Below are 13,822 nucleotides of genomic sequence, written 5' to 3'. Positions count from 1 at the left end.
CAGCTCCGGTCACATTGGCTAAGGGGGCGGCAGCCCTTCCGGCATAGCGGATAAATGTTCGTGACAGGCCAGCCACAGGCCTTGTTGTTCTTGTGTGCGGGATCCTTGCCTCTTGAAGACAATGGTCTCGCGTTCCTGGCTAAAAAATTGCTCCCCTTGCATGCGCAGCTCGGTGGCCACGTCATGCACAAAGACCGCCACGTCACCTTGCAGGCTGACAAAGGCATTGCTCGAGATGCATGAAAGCACCTCGAATCCTTCCTCCAGGCGCCAGCTGTCCCACAACGCCTGATAGGCATCGCGACTCAGAAGTGGTTGGGCCAGGGTATAAAAAACGAAGCTGGCATCGGCGCTGAACGCGCCGAAATAGGCTTCGCGATCATTGCGCGCAAAAGCCGAAACCAGGTCGGCTGCGGCACGCAAAACCTCATCGCGTTGGCTCATGGTCAACCCTCAGCGGTGCACGACGCCGGGCATTACGCAGAGCATTTCGTAGAGCAGGTTAGCCCCCAGCAATGAGGTGTTACCGGTTGTATCGTAAGGCGGCGAGACTTCTACCAGATCTCCGCCCACCAGGTCGAGACCCTGGCAACCACGAATGATCTCCATCGCCTGAATGGTGGTCAGGCCGCCGATTTCCGGGGTGCCGGTGCCGGGTGCCCAGGCAGGATCGATACCGTCGATGTCAAAGCTCAGGTACACCGGACCGTTGCCGACTTTTTCGCGGACTTCGGCCATCAGTGGTGCCAGGGATTTGTGCCAGCACTCTTCGGCCTGTACTACACGAAAGCCCTGGGTGCGGCACCAGTTGAAGTCTTCTGCGGTGTAACCCTGGGCGCGCAGGCCGATCTGCACCACACGGTCACAGTCCAGCAGGCCTTCTTCCACAGCGCGGCGGAAGGTGGTGCCGTGGGCGATTTTCTCGCCGAACATGTGGTCGTTCACATCGGCGTGGGCATCGATGTGGACCAGTCCGACCTTGCCGTGCTTTTTATGAATCGCCCGCAGAATGGGCAGGGTGATGGTGTGATCTCCGCCCATGGTCAGCGGGATGACGTCGTGTTCAAGAATCTCGTCGTAGGCTTCTTCGATGATGCGCACCGAATCCAGCAGATTGAAGGTGTTGATTGCCACGTCACCGATATCGGCCACCGATAGCGAGTCGAACGGTGCGGCGCCGGTGGCCATGTTGTAAGGGCGGATCATCACCGATTCGGCGCGGATTTCGCGAGGTCCGAAACGGGTGCCCGGGCGCAGCGAGGTACCGATGTCCAGGGGGACGCCGATAAATGCTACGTCCAGGCCTTTGGCCGATTGCAGGTGGGGCAGGCGCAACATGGTGGCTATGCCGCCAAAGCGCGGCATGTCGTTGCCGCCCAATGGTTGATGAAGAATTTTGTCCACGGCAGAGGCCTCGTTGTTTGTTATGGGTATGGCGAGGGATTCTGCGAAAGGAGGCAGGCGGGAAGAATCCCTATGGGCAAATACTTAGTTCATGTTTTTCTAAACTAATGCCGGGGCTCGGGGTAGAATTTGCTTCGTCAAACATGGGGGACTGATGTGGGAGCCGGCTTGCCGGCGATGCAGACAACCGGTTTTTAGAGGTGTGAGGTAATGCTGTCGCCGGCAAGCCGGTTGTTGCAGGTTGAGTGCGATTTTTGTTCCGCCTAATCATGTGAGTTTTTCATGGCCAACGCTTTACCTGATCTAAAACTATTGCGAATCTTTACCAGCGTGGTCAGACACCAGGGGTTTGCCAATGCCCAGCAGGCACTCAACCTGTCTACCTCGGCCATCAGTACCTACATGAGCCAGCTCGAATCCAATCTGGGGCTGGTGCTGTGTCATCGCGGTCGCGGCGGGTTCAGCCTCACCAGCAAGGGCGAGTTGTTCCATCAGGAAACATTGCGCCTGCTGGGCGAGCTGGAGGGGTTTGAGCAATATGCCGCAGCGCTCAAGGGTGAGTTGCGCGGCACCCTGAATCTGGGGGTGATCGACTCCACGGTCAGCGATAAAGCGCTGCCTTTTGCCCAGGCCATTGGCGACTACAGCCAGGAGCACCCGGCGGTGCACCTGCACCTGTCAGTGATGAGCCCGTATGAATTACAGCTCGGGGTACAGGACAACCGCCTGGATCTGGCCATCGGGGCGTTCTCGACGCGCATGAGCGGTCTGGTCTATCAGCCGTTGTATCGCGAGCAGCACTGGCTGTATTGCAGCACGCGGCATCCTTTGTTCGCTGAGCGACGTATTCCTGAGCCGGTCATTACTCAGCAACGCATGGTCGGTCGCGGTTACTGGAGTCAGGCCGAGTTGGCGCGCCACGGCTTCAAGCACAGCGCGGCGACAGTCGACAGCATGGAAGCGCAGCTGATTCTGGTGTTGTCGGGCGCCTATATCGGCTATTTGCCGGAACACTACGCCGAGCCCTGGGTGGAGAAGGGGGATTTGCGTGTGTTGTTGCCGGCGACCTTTGGTTATCAGGCTCCGTTTTCGATGATCGTGCGCCGTGGTCGCAGCCGCGAGCCGTTGATTCAAACATTCCGCGACCTGCTCAAAGCGCAGCTTAATCAACCCTGAACGAGATTTTATTGTCATGTCCCGAGCCCAATGCCCTTGCTGCTTGCGCCCGCAAACCCATTGCCTGTGCGCCCTGATCCCGCAGCTGGACAGCCGTACCCGGGTGCTGCTGTTACAGCATCCGAGCGAGGTAGGCCATGCGCTCAATACGGCGCGCTTGGCGGATCTTGGTCTGCTTAACGCTGAGCTGCGGGTAGGGGAGGTCTTTGAGGATCTGGCCACTTTGCTCAATCCTCCGGGATATCAGGCGCGGTTGTTGTTCCCGGGAGAAGATGCACAACTGATCGGCACTGCCAGGCCGTCTGATGCAAGCCTGCCATGGCTGCTGGTGGTGCCGGACGGTACGTGGCGCAAGGCGCGCAAGCTGCTGCATCTGAACCCGTTGCTGGCGCAACTGCCCAGGGTCACGCTGCCTGAAGGCGCGGTATCGCGCTACCGGTTGCGCAAGGCTCCCGGGCCGGGGGCATTGTCGACCCTGGAAGCGATAGTGCAGGCGCTGGAGATCCTGGAGACGCCAACCTCGTTTGCGCCTTTATTGCGCCCGTTTGAAGCGCTGATTGAGGGCCAGATCGAGGCGATGGGCGCGGACACCTATCAGCGTAACCATGGCGATAAAACCGTATAAAAAAACCGTAGGCGCGATCTGTTCTGTCAAAACGGCAATAGCTCGCGAGCAAGCTCGCTCCTACAGGTGTTGGATGTGTCTCAGGGTTTTTCGAGGGTTTTCTGGCACAGGATGTAAATGCTCACCAGCACGGCACTGGTCAGCATAAAGCCCCGGGCCCAGGGTAAAGGCACCAGATAGCAGGACAAGCCAATACTCAGCCACATTAGGCCAATGGCGTATACCTTGCCCTTGAGCGGGATGCCGTTGCCATCAAGATAGTCGCGGATCCATGGCCCGAGCCGTGGGTGCTCGACCAGCCATTGATAAAAGCGCGGCGAACTGCGGGCGAAACAGGCAGCAGCCAACAGCAGGAAGGGGGTGGTGGGTAATACCGGCAGGAAGATACCGATAACCCCCAGCGCTACGCTCAGCCAGCCGATGGCAAACAGTGCGTAGCGCAGCAACCGCGAACGGTTGCCGACAGGGGGCTGAATCACTGAATCAGTGGTGGCGAGGCTTGAGGATCGCCGGTTTTTCGTCTGGTGCATTGCACAGCAGGTACAAAGCAGTCAGCGCTTCGGGAATCTGCACGATCATGTCGTCCATCAGGTTGGCATCCTGGGCGATGTCTGCAAACTCTGGCTGATCATCGAACAGGCCGGAACCCACCATGATTGGCAGCAGCATTTCGCTGACTTCTTCTTCGGCGGTTTCGAACCAGGCCGCTTCACGGGTAAACACGCCTTCCATAAAACCGATGCACCAGCCGCGCAGGTCGGAATCATCAGGCTCGTCGCCCAGATCCAGATCGCAAGGCAGTTCGAATTCTTCGTCGGAAGCCAGCTGGCGCGCGATGTGGGCCTTGAGTTGAATCAGGGTGGCTTCGATCTCGGCACGCTGGGCGTCGTCTTTGTAGTGCGGCGCTTCTTCAGAGAAGATGGCGTCAATCCATTCGCGCTCAGGTACTGCTTCGGAGCAGATGGAAAGGGCTGTCAGAAAACCGTGGGTGGCCACGTAGTCCAGCGCCTCGTCATGCAGCTCGTCGGCGTCGAGGAAGACTTGCAGGCGGGTTAGTTGCTCAGCGAAGGACATTGAAGGACTACCTAGAAAATAAACAATAACGAATTCTAGGCTTTCTTGAGCGTACAGGCCAGTCGCAGGGCACATTTGGCCTCACTTCCCGGTGATCGGTAGTGCAATCACAGCGCCCTGCGGGGGGGAGTGCTCGGGTATACTGCCGCGTTTTGTGATGCCCTGCAGTGAATGCAGCGGATCCCGCGCCCTGCGCCCGAGCTGTCGAATCAGCTTGAGGCCGCGCCGGATGCCGCTTGTGCAGGGGTGTTTCGGCGATTTCTGGAGTTTTTATGCTCGAACAGGCTCAACGCGTACTCAAGGACATCTTCGGCTACGACAGTTTCCGTGGCCGTCAGGGTGACATTATTGAGCGCGTGGCCAGTGGTGGCGACGCTTTGGTGCTGATGCCTACCGGCGGCGGCAAATCCTTGTGTTTCCAGGTTCCGGCGCTCCTGCGCGATGGCCTGGCGGTGGTGGTGTCGCCATTGATCGCATTGATGGACGATCAGGTGGCAACCCTTGAAGAGCTCGGGGTGGCGGCAGCGGCCTTGAACTCGACGCTGAATGCCGAGCAACAGCGCGACCTGGCGAACCGGATCAAGCGCGGTGAAATAAAAATGCTCTACCTGGCACCTGAACGCCTGGTACAGCCGCGCATGATGGCGTTTTTGCAGAGCCTGGACATCGCCCTGTTTGCCATCGACGAAGCGCATTGCGTGTCCCAGTGGGGCCACGACTTCCGTCCCGAATACCTGCAGCTGGGCCAGCTGGCCGAAGTGTTTCCCAATGTGCCGCGGATTGCCCTGACTGCCACGGCGGACAAGCGCACCCGCGAAGAAATCGTTACCCGTCTGCACTTGCAGAACGCCGAGCGGTTTTTGTCGAGTTTCGACCGCCCCAACATTTTTTACCGCATCGTGCCTAAAGAGCAGCCGCGCAAGCAGTTGCTGGCCTTCCTTTCCGAACGCCGCAGCGATGCGGGCATCGTCTATTGCCTGTCGCGCAAAAAAGTCGATGAAGTGGCGCAGTTCCTGTGTGATCAGGGTTTCCCGGCACTGCCGTATCACGCCGGCCTGCCCAGCGAGACGCGTGCAGCCAACCAGAAGCGCTTTCTCAATGAGGAGGGGCTGATCATGGTGGCGACCATTGCGTTCGGTATGGGGATCGACAAATCCAACGTGCGCTTTGTCGCGCATCTGGATTTGCCCAAGTCCCTTGAGGCGTATTACCAGGAAACCGGCCGGGCCGGGCGCGATGGCTTGCCCGCCGACGCCTGGATGGCCTACGGCCTGCAAGACGTGGTGATGCTCAAGCAAATGCTGCAAAACTCCGAGGGAGATGAGCGGCACAAGCGTCTGGAACATCACAAGCTCGATGCCATGTTGTCTTTGTGTGAAGAAACCCGCTGCCGCCGGCAGACCTTGCTCGCCTATTTCGACGAAGACATGCCGCAACCCTGTGGGCACTGCGACAACTGTGTGGATGGCGTGCAAACCTGGGATGCCACCGAGCCTGCGCGCCAGGCGCTGTCGGCGATTTATCGCACGGGTCAGCGCTATGGCACAGGTCATTTGATCGATGTGTTGCTGGGCCGCGAAAACGAAAAAATCCGCAGCATGGGTCATCAGCATTTGTCGGTATTCGGTGTCGGCAAAGCCCGTGCTGAAGGCGAGTGGCGCACACTGTTCCGGCAATTGGTGGCCCGTGGTCTGGCCGATATTGATATCGAAGGCTACGGCGGTTTGCGATTAAGCGACAGCTGCCGGCCGTTGTTGCGCGGCGAAGTGACTTTGGAACTGCGCCGCGAGCTCAAGCCGCAAACCACGGTCAAGAGTAGTTCCGCCAGCCCGGCCAGCCAACTGGTGCGTGGCGAAGAGCGCGAGCAGTGGGAGGCCCTGCGGGCCTTGCGGCGCAAACTGGCCGAAGAGCACGGGGTGCCGCCTTACGTCATCTTCCCCGACTCGACCCTGCTGGAAATGTTGCGCAGCCAGCCCACCTCGTTGTCCGAGATGGCAGCAGTCAGCGGCGTAGGTGCACGCAAGCTGGAGCGCTACGGCGAGGCCTTCCTCGAGGTTCTGGGTGGGCAGGCCGAAACCCCGAAAGTGGTGGCCGACATCCGTCACGAGCTGATCAGCCTGGCCCGCGCCGGCATGACGCCATTGCAGATTTCCGGGCAGCTGCAATGTTCTGAAAAGAACGTTTATACGATGCTGGCTGAAGCAATCGGCCGTCAGGAATTGTCCCTTGAGCAGGCTTTGGACTTGCCCGAGGAGCTGATGGGCGAAGTGCAGGACGCGTTCCTGGATGGTGAGGGCGAGCTGCCAAGTGTGGCCAGCATTGCCGAGCAGTTCAAAGGCCGGGTACCTGAAGGCGTGCTGTATTGCGTGCGTGCGGCACTGCAGGCCGAGTTCGAAATGTAGTGCTGGTTATTGATATGTAACGAATTGATTGACTTATAGGTCTTGCCTATGTGCAAGCTCCATGCTTAGCTGGCTAACAATTAGGTTCACTCTTTTTCAGTCTAACCATTGAGTTTTTTATGCCTTTAACCGATCAACACCGCTTTGGCATGCAGTTGGCCCAAATGTCCCGTGGCTGGCGTGCCGAGCTGGATCGTCGTCTTGCTGGTCTTGGTTTGTCGCAAGCACGTTGGCTGGTGCTGTTGCACCTGGCACGTTTTGAAAATGTGCCTACCCAGCGCGAACTGGCCCAGAGTGTCGGGGTTGAAGGGCCGACCCTGGCCCGCTTGCTTGACAGTCTTGAAGCTCAGGGGCTGGTGCAGCGTCATGCTGTGGCCGAAGACCGGCGCGCCAAGAAAATTGTATTGAGCGATACCGCCCGGCCATTGATCGCCCAGATCGAAGCCATTGCCACTGCGTTGCGCCAGGAACTGTTTGTGGGTGTAGACGAAGAAGAGCAGCGCATCTGCATGCGTGTTCACCAGCGCATCCTGGATAACCTCGAAAAACACTGATCACAACCCTGCAGGAGCGAGCTTGCTCGCGAGCTCTAGAGGCTCGCGAGCAAGTTCGCTCCTGCAGGGTTAGTACTCCTTAGAACGTCTGGCCCAGATTCAGGTACAGCGCTGTTTGATCATCATCGTTAAAGCCATAGCTGAAGTTGAGCGGGCCCAGGGGTGTGTCGAAGCCGATGAAAATGCTCGCGGCATTGATGTAGCCGCTGTCGAATTCATTGTCGTTGTTCCAGGCCCGCCCGCGCTCCAGTGACGCGCCGGCATACAGCGGGAAATCAAACGGCAAGTACGAACGTGGAGTGAGGCGGCGGTAGTAAACCGCGCGCATCAAACTGACGTTTTGCCCGGAAATCGCATCTTCCCTGAAGCCCGACAACTGTCGTGCACCACCCAGCAAGAAGCTCGATGTCACCACGTTGGCCTTGTCCAGCGTGCGCCCGTAGCGCCCGCCCAGAATCCAGGTGTTCGGCCCGTAACTCAACGCCTTGTCCAGATGAAACTCCCACTGGCGATAACGCTCATCAGAGCCAATCCCCGGCTCAAATTGGCGCACGCTCAGGCTGATGTCCTCACCCTCATGGGGGAAGTACACGTTATCCAGCGAATCGAACGAGTATTTCAGGTCATAAAAGCCTTCATTGAAGCTGGTGCTCGGCAAGTCGCGTTCGCCAATTCGCACATTGGCTTCGCCCCAGGCCTCGCCAACGCCAAGGCGGATTTCACCGCTGTTGCCGATCTGACGACCAAAATTCAAGCCAAAACCATAGCGTTCCAGGCGGTATTCGGCGATTGGATCGTTATCGAGGATCGACTCCACGTTCTGCGAATGGGCGTTGATATAGGGCGCAACAAAATACCGCGAGCCGGCATCCAGTGGCTGATAGAACTCGCTGTACAACTCTTGCTGATCGCCGATTTGTACCCGCGTCAGCCACTCGGCACCCAGCCGGTTGATGCCGTTGACCCGATAGCTGGCACCGATGTTGAACGCACTGTCGCCGCGCATATCGTCTGAAAGGTTGAGCCCCAGCCGCAGGTAGTCAGTGCCGCTGCGCTTGCCCCGGGCGCTGATCACCAGAGTGCGGTCCTGACCTTTGTGCACCACGCGGTATTGCACCTGTTCGAAATAGTCCAGCCCGTACAGCGTGCCCATATCCCGATGCAGACGGCCCAGGTCCAGCGGTTCACCCACCGGTTGGCGAATGTAATAGCGGATCACCGAGTCGTCTATTTTCGAATCATTCTCGATCTTGACCGCGGTGATTACCGGGGTGCGCTCCTCAGGTGAGCGGGCGGCATCGAGTTGCTTGTCCCCGGGCTGGCGCAGGCTGACCAGGCGTTTTTCAAGGGCCTGGGTGGCGCGATAGCCAGCGTTGATAATGTCTTGCGAACGACCAAAATCGGTGACCCCAAAACTGGCCAGCGCAGGCTGGATCAGTATGTCTTCCGGCTTCAGGGACGCAAGCTGCACCTCGGAGTTGCTGCGGGTCATCAATGTGATGGACTGGTTGAGGATGTCGAACACGGTGTTGAGCTGTTTGCGCCCGCGCAACGGCGTGCCGATATCCACCACAATGACCAGGTCCACCCCCATTTCGCGGGCTACGTCCACCGGGATGTTGTCGACCATGCCGCCGTCGACCAGCAGTTGACCGTTGATTTCTACGGGGGCAAACACCGCCGGAATCGACATGCTGGCGCGGATCACCTGAGGCAAGTGGCCTTTACGAAATACCACTTTCTCGCCATTGACGATGTCGGTAGCCACAGCCCGGAAGGGGATCGGCAGTTTGTCGAAATCACGGATGTCGCTGCTGTGGGCCAGCAGGCTTTCGAGCAGCAGCGACAGGTTTTGCCCCTGAATCACTCCCAATGGCAGCCCAAGGCTGCCATCGTCGCGAAAGCTGAGTTTCTGTTTGACCAGGAAGTCGCGGTCATCCTGCTTGCGCCTGAACGGGATGTCTGCCCGGGCCGGAGCATCGGACAGGGCTTCTTGCCAGTCGATCCCCAGTGCGAGCTTTTCCAGTTCGTCGATCTTGTAGCCCGAGGCATACAGGCCGCCGATCACTGCGCCCATGATGGTGCCGGCGATGGCATCGACGTGAATGCCCTGTTCTTCAAGTGCCTTGAGCACGCCGACGTGGGCCAGGCCACGGGCCGCGCCACCGGAAAGCACCAGGCCGATCTTGGGGTGTGGATTTTCGGCGGCAAACAGTACCAGCGGGGATAAACACAAAAGCAGGCAAATCAGCAGGCGGCGCATCATGAATCTCTGGGCAAGCGACAAAGGTGGCTATTATAGCGGCGCCTTTCACTTCAGGAGCCCGAGAAACATGGCAGTCAGCAAACCGGAAATTGTTATCACCTATTGCACGCAGTGTCAGTGGTTACTCCGTGCGGCATGGCTGGCCCAGGAGTTGCTCAGCACATTTTCCGATGACCTGGCGCAGGTGGCGTTGCAGCCGGGCACCGGCGGGGTGTTTCGTATTACCTGCGATGGCGTGCAGATCTGGGAGCGCAAGGTGGATGGCGGCTTTCCCGAAGCTAAAGTGCTCAAGCAACGGGTGCGCGACCAAATTGATCCGCAACGTGATCTGGGGCACAACGACCGGGTTCAGTGAGGGTTGGTCGCCAATACGGGCTTGCCCGGTGCAGGTCCGCTGGCCATGCGGCTCGACACGACAATCGCGACGATGATCAGCACCCCGCCCAGCAGCATGGGCAAGGTCGGCGTCTCGTGAAACAACAGCCAGGCCAGGGTGATGCCGTACACCGGCTCCAGGGCGAAGACTACGGCGGCGGTGCGGGCTTTGATCACCGCCAGGCTGGCGACAAACAAACTATGGGCCACGCCCGTGCAGAACACCCCCAACAGGCCGATCCACAGCCAGTCCAATGGCCGCACTTGACCCAGGCCAGGCGCGGCGAAGGGTAGCAGGCACAGGGCAACCACGGCGTTCTGCCACATCGCCGCCTGCACCGCAGGCAGCCGTCCCGAGCAGGCCCGGTTATTGAGGGACAGCAACGAAAACAGCAGGCCCGAGGCAATCGCCCAGAGCAAGCCTTCGGTGGCCTGGCTGGCCAGATCAAAGGTCGGGGTGACCAGGATCAGCCCGACGCTGACCAGTATCACCAGGATGATTTCGTTGAGCCGGATCCGTTCGCGAAAAATCAGCCCTTCAAGGATCACGGTAAACGCCGGAAAGCTGGCAAAGCCCAGGGTTGCAATGGCCACCCCGGCAATCTTTACCGAGATGAAAAAACTCACCCAGTGCCCGGCCAGCAGCAAGCCGCTGAGCAGCAGACCGCGCACGTCGCGCAATGTCGGCTTGCACCACACCGTGTGTCTGGCCAGCCCGGCAAAGCAGGCGAGGGCAAGCACTGCAAAACCTGCCCGGCCGAACACGATAATCGAGGCCGATGCGGCGGCCAGTTTGCCGAACACGCCGGTCAGGCCGAACATCAATGCGCCAATATGCAGGGCGCCCAGGGCAGTACGCGGAGTCATTGCAGTCCTTGAATCAATACGGGCAAGGCCTGCAGTCTAAGGTGCGGGGGGCAGGCCCGTCTGTCGCCAGACTCGCGTCAGTTGTCGCCAGACTCGCGCCGCAGTGCCGAAGGCGAGGCCCCGAACTCGCGGAGCATGGCGGCAGCAAAGGCGCTTTGCGAGGTATAGCCGACGCGGCAGGCGACTTCCCCTATGGGCAGCATGCTACGGCGCAGCAGGCTTAGGGCACTGTGCAGGCGGCGTTGGCGAATGTAATCCATCGGCGTTTGCCCGCATTCACTGATAAAGCGGCTGTGCAGGCGCGTGCTGGATAACCCTGCGATACGTGCCAGATCAGCCACCTGCAGCGGGTAGGCGGCGTTTTGGTCGATGTAGGCATCCAGAGCTGCCAGGGGCAGGCGTTTGGGGGGCGGCGCGGCAGGGGCGAGCGTGTTTAAACTGGCCAGCAACAGGATTGCCCCCTGACGGGAGATCAGCGGGTCGCTGACCGCACTGCTGGCCAGCCAGTTGACCAATTGATGCTGCATGGGGTCCAGAGACAGCTGTGCGGCGCTGTCGAGCAACCGGCGGCTGGCGTCGGCGTGCTGGCCCAGCGATTGGCCTAGCCAGTCTTCTTCGCCGGGTACATCGAGTACCAGGCACTGGCTGCCTTGTTCGCTTTCGCAGGTGTGATGGGCGCCTGCCGGAACCACCATCAGATGTTGCCGATGCAGTCTGCTGGCGCGGCCATCCACCTCGAAATCGAGCTTGCCTGAGAGGCTGATCACCACCTGCGGGTGCTCATGGCTATGGGCGATCACCTCTTGGCGGTAATTACGCAGTGACAGGATCTGGCCCATGGTGATCTGGTCTCTGTAAGTGGTCTGCAGGAGCGAGCCTTTATCAGAACAGCTCGCTCCTGCAGGGTATGCCGATTCATCTTTTAGTGCCGCCAGAACGCCGGGATGCACAGTACAAACACGGTAATGATCTCCAGGCGCCCGAGCAACATGCCCAGTGACAGGATCCACTTGGCCGCGTCCGGCAGGCTGGCGAAGTTGCCGGAAGGCCCGATGGTTTCGCCCAGCCCGGGGCCTACACCGGACACCGTGCTGGCAGCGCCGGTGAGGGCGGTCATCCAGTCCAGCCCCAACAACGACAGGGCCAGGGCAATCACGCAAATGGTGATGGCAAAGAAGAACGAAAAGGTCAGGATCGAGCGCACGATTTCTTCGTCGAGGCGGTGGCCATTGTACTTCTGCTTGATCACTGCCCGCGGGTGAATCAGTTGGTTGAGGTTGGCCTTGAGCAGAATGTAGGCAACCTGAAAGCGGAAAATCTTGATCCCGCCTGCGGTGGAGCCCGAGCAGCCACCAATAAAACCGAGGTAGAAAAACAGCATCAGCGAGAAATTGCCCCACAAGCTGTAGTCGCCCAGTGCAAAGCCTGTCGTCGTCACCACTGAAGTTACGTTCAGCGCCACATGGCGAAAGGCGTCCCCCCACGGCATGTTGGTGGTCCACCAGAGCCAGGCGCTGAGCACCAGCCAGGTGACCAGCAACAGGCCGAGCAAGCCTTGTACCTGCTGATCCTTGATCAGCGCCTTGCGATGGCCGCGCAGGGTGGCGACGTACAGGGTAAAGGGCAGGCTGCCCATGATCATGACTACGATAGCGACCCAGTGCACCGCAGGCTGTGACCACTTGGCCAGGGACTTGTCCGAGGTTGAAAAGCCGCCGGTGGAAATTGCCGACATGGCATGGTTGATCGCATCAAACACGCTCATTCCGGCCCACCAGAAGGCCAGGCTGCCAAGAATGGTGATGCCGACATAAGTGGCCACAATCAGGCGGGCCACCATATGCGAGCGCGGCATGACTTTTTCGGAACGGTCTGACGACTCGGTCTGGAACAGGCGCATGCCGCCGATTCGCAACAGCGGCAAAATCGCTACCGCCATGCCGATAAAGCCGATACCGCCGAGCCAGTGCAGCATCGAGCGCCACATCAAGATGCCGGGCGACATGGTGTCCAGACCGCTGAGTACCGTTGAGCCGGTAGCGGTGATGCCGGACATGCTTTCGAAAAACGAGTCGGTGTAGCTGATGTGCTGTGTCAGCAAAAACGGCAGGGCGGCAAATACACACACCACTACCCAGCTGGAGACGGTCAGCAGATACATGTCCCGGGGGCGCAGGTGTACTTGCTCGGGGCGTCCGGGAATGACCAGTGCCAATCCGGCCAGAAAGGTGATCAGGCTGGCCCACAGAAAGGACGGCAGATCGCCCATGTGGTCAAAAATCACCAGTGTCAGCATAGGTACGGCCATGCTGATCGCGAGCGTAATCAGGAAGATGCCGATAATGAAACCGATGATGCGTAAGGTCGGCAACGCCATGAAGTCAGCTCGGGATGAAAGAGGGGCGCCATTCTACCTGTGGGGCGGGGTATGTAAACCGCCAGCCCTTGGCTAGATACCGTTAGAATAGCCGCACATTTTCTTCAGGAGGTGGCCAATGGAGGCTCTCGACGCTTTGCTCAACCGTGTTTCTGCCCCGCGCCTGCTCGATCCGGCGCCAACGGCTGAGCAACGTGAAGTACTGTTTGCGGCTGCTTTGCGTGCGCCGGACCACGGCCAGTTGCGCCCTTACCGGTTTTTGACGGTGGAAGGCGATGCGCGGCATCAGCTGGGTGAAATCCTCGCCGGAGCCGTACAGGCCCAGGGCGGTGAGGTGACCCCGGCAGCATTGGACAAAGCCCGGGCCATGCCGTTGCGCGCGCCATTGGTGGTTGTGGTGGTGGCCCGCCTGCAGGACCACTTCAAAGTGCCCAGGGCCGAGCAGTTGATCACCGCAGGTTGCGCGGCTCACGCCATTGAACTGGCGGCCTACGCCCAGGGCATTGGTGCGGTATGGCGCACGGGTGAGCTGTCATATGCACCGCAAGTGGCCAAAGGCCTGGGGCTGACAGAGGACGAGCAGGTGGTTGCGTTTCTGTACCTGGGAACTGCGCAGAATGAACTGCGTGCTGCGCCGAAGGTGGATACGGCTGAGTTTGTGCAGCAGTGGTCGGCGTGAATTCCTTGCAGGAGTGAGCTTGT

General features: G+C 59.5%; 14 protein-coding genes. 6 read left to right on the top strand and 8 right to left on the bottom strand.

The window, feature by feature from the left end; genetic code table 11:
• Positions 1 to 18: 18 nt before the first annotated feature.
• Together B195_RS15400 and speB are read right to left on the bottom strand one after the other, a co-directional pair.
• Positions 19 to 444, bottom strand: coding sequence for a nuclear transport factor 2 family protein (locus tag B195_RS15400; RefSeq protein WP_003441709.1), 426 nt, complete (start codon positions 442 to 444; stop codon positions 19 to 21).
• 9 nt (positions 445 to 453) lie between these two features.
• Positions 454 to 1,404, bottom strand: a complete 951-nt coding sequence (gene speB, locus B195_RS15395) for an agmatinase (protein WP_003441711.1) — start codon at positions 1,402 to 1,404, stop codon at positions 454 to 456.
• 282 nt (positions 1,405 to 1,686) lie between these two features.
• Between speB and B195_RS15390 the strand changes: the two genes are divergently transcribed.
• Both B195_RS15390 and B195_RS15385 read left to right on the top strand, forming a co-directional pair.
• Positions 1,687 to 2,580, top strand: coding sequence for a LysR family transcriptional regulator (locus B195_RS15390; RefSeq protein ID WP_003441713.1), 894 nt, complete (start codon positions 1,687 to 1,689; stop codon positions 2,578 to 2,580).
• A 16-nt stretch (positions 2,581 to 2,596) separates the two neighbouring features.
• Positions 2,597 to 3,205 (top strand): tRNA-uridine aminocarboxypropyltransferase, encoded by a 609-nt coding sequence (locus B195_RS15385; protein WP_003441714.1) that lies wholly within the window; start codon positions 2,597 to 2,599, stop codon positions 3,203 to 3,205.
• 80 nt (positions 3,206 to 3,285) lie between these two features.
• Here B195_RS15385 and B195_RS15380 read toward each other — a convergent pair whose 3' ends face one another.
• Both B195_RS15380 and B195_RS15375 read right to left on the bottom strand, forming a co-directional pair.
• Complete coding sequence (locus B195_RS15380; protein WP_037001476.1) at positions 3,286 to 3,651, bottom strand: YbaN family protein; 366 nt, start codon at positions 3,649 to 3,651, stop codon at positions 3,286 to 3,288.
• 37 nt (positions 3,652 to 3,688) lie between these two features.
• On the bottom strand, positions 3,689 to 4,279 hold the full coding sequence (locus B195_RS15375; protein WP_003441718.1) for a YecA family protein: 591 nt from the start codon (positions 4,277 to 4,279) through the stop codon (positions 3,689 to 3,691).
• A 272-nt stretch (positions 4,280 to 4,551) separates the two neighbouring features.
• On the opposite strand from B195_RS15375, the gene recQ reads away from it, so the two are divergent.
• Together recQ and B195_RS15365 are read left to right on the top strand one after the other, a co-directional pair.
• Positions 4,552 to 6,681 carry a DNA helicase RecQ gene (gene recQ, locus B195_RS15370; protein WP_003441720.1) on the top strand — a complete coding sequence of 710 codons (2,130 nt, stop codon included), beginning with the start codon at positions 4,552 to 4,554 and terminating at the stop codon, positions 6,679 to 6,681.
• 119 nt (positions 6,682 to 6,800) lie between these two features.
• Positions 6,801 to 7,235: a MarR family transcriptional regulator gene (locus B195_RS15365; RefSeq protein ID WP_003441722.1), complete on the top strand. Its 435-nt coding sequence runs from the start codon at positions 6,801 to 6,803 to the stop codon at positions 7,233 to 7,235.
• Positions 7,236 to 7,314: 79 nt separating this feature from the next.
• Here B195_RS15365 and B195_RS15360 read toward each other — a convergent pair whose 3' ends face one another.
• A complete protein-coding gene (locus tag B195_RS15360) occupies positions 7,315 to 9,498 on the bottom strand; it encodes a patatin-like phospholipase family protein (RefSeq protein ID WP_003441724.1) in 2,184 nt (727 codons plus the stop codon).
• Positions 9,499 to 9,568: 70 nt separating this feature from the next.
• Between B195_RS15360 and B195_RS15355 the strand changes: the two genes are divergently transcribed.
• On the top strand, positions 9,569 to 9,856 hold the full coding sequence (locus tag B195_RS15355; protein WP_003441726.1) for a SelT/SelW/SelH family protein: 288 nt from the start codon (positions 9,569 to 9,571) through the stop codon (positions 9,854 to 9,856).
• Here B195_RS15355 and B195_RS15350 read toward each other — a convergent pair.
• From B195_RS15350 to B195_RS15340, 3 genes are all read right to left on the bottom strand, one after another.
• A complete protein-coding gene (locus B195_RS15350) occupies positions 9,850 to 10,743 on the bottom strand; it encodes a DMT family transporter (protein ID WP_003441727.1) in 894 nt (297 codons plus the stop codon). The two genes, B195_RS15355 and B195_RS15350, sit on opposite strands and share 7 nt — an antisense overlap.
• Before the next feature lie 77 nt (positions 10,744 to 10,820).
• Entirely contained in the window at positions 10,821 to 11,582 is a 762-nt protein-coding gene (locus B195_RS15345; RefSeq protein WP_003441729.1) for an AraC family transcriptional regulator, read from the bottom strand.
• A gap of 83 nt (positions 11,583 to 11,665) precedes the next feature.
• Positions 11,666 to 13,120, bottom strand: coding sequence for a TrkH family potassium uptake protein (locus tag B195_RS15340; protein WP_003441731.1), 1,455 nt, complete (start codon positions 13,118 to 13,120; stop codon positions 11,666 to 11,668).
• 118 nt (positions 13,121 to 13,238) lie between these two features.
• Here B195_RS15340 and B195_RS15335 point away from each other — a divergent pair, with 118 nt between their 5' ends.
• A complete protein-coding gene (locus B195_RS15335; protein ID WP_003441733.1) occupies positions 13,239 to 13,799 on the top strand; it encodes a nitroreductase family protein in 561 nt (186 codons plus the stop codon).
• Positions 13,800 to 13,822: the final 23 nt, after the last annotated feature.

Origin of the sequence: Pseudomonas sp. Lz4W, from assembly GCF_000346225.2 — a bacterium.
Classification (GTDB): domain Bacteria; phylum Pseudomonadota; class Gammaproteobacteria; order Pseudomonadales; family Pseudomonadaceae; genus Aquipseudomonas; species Aquipseudomonas paraversuta.
Note: the sequence above shows the minus strand (reverse complement) of the source record. Positions and strands in the feature narration are given on the sequence as shown.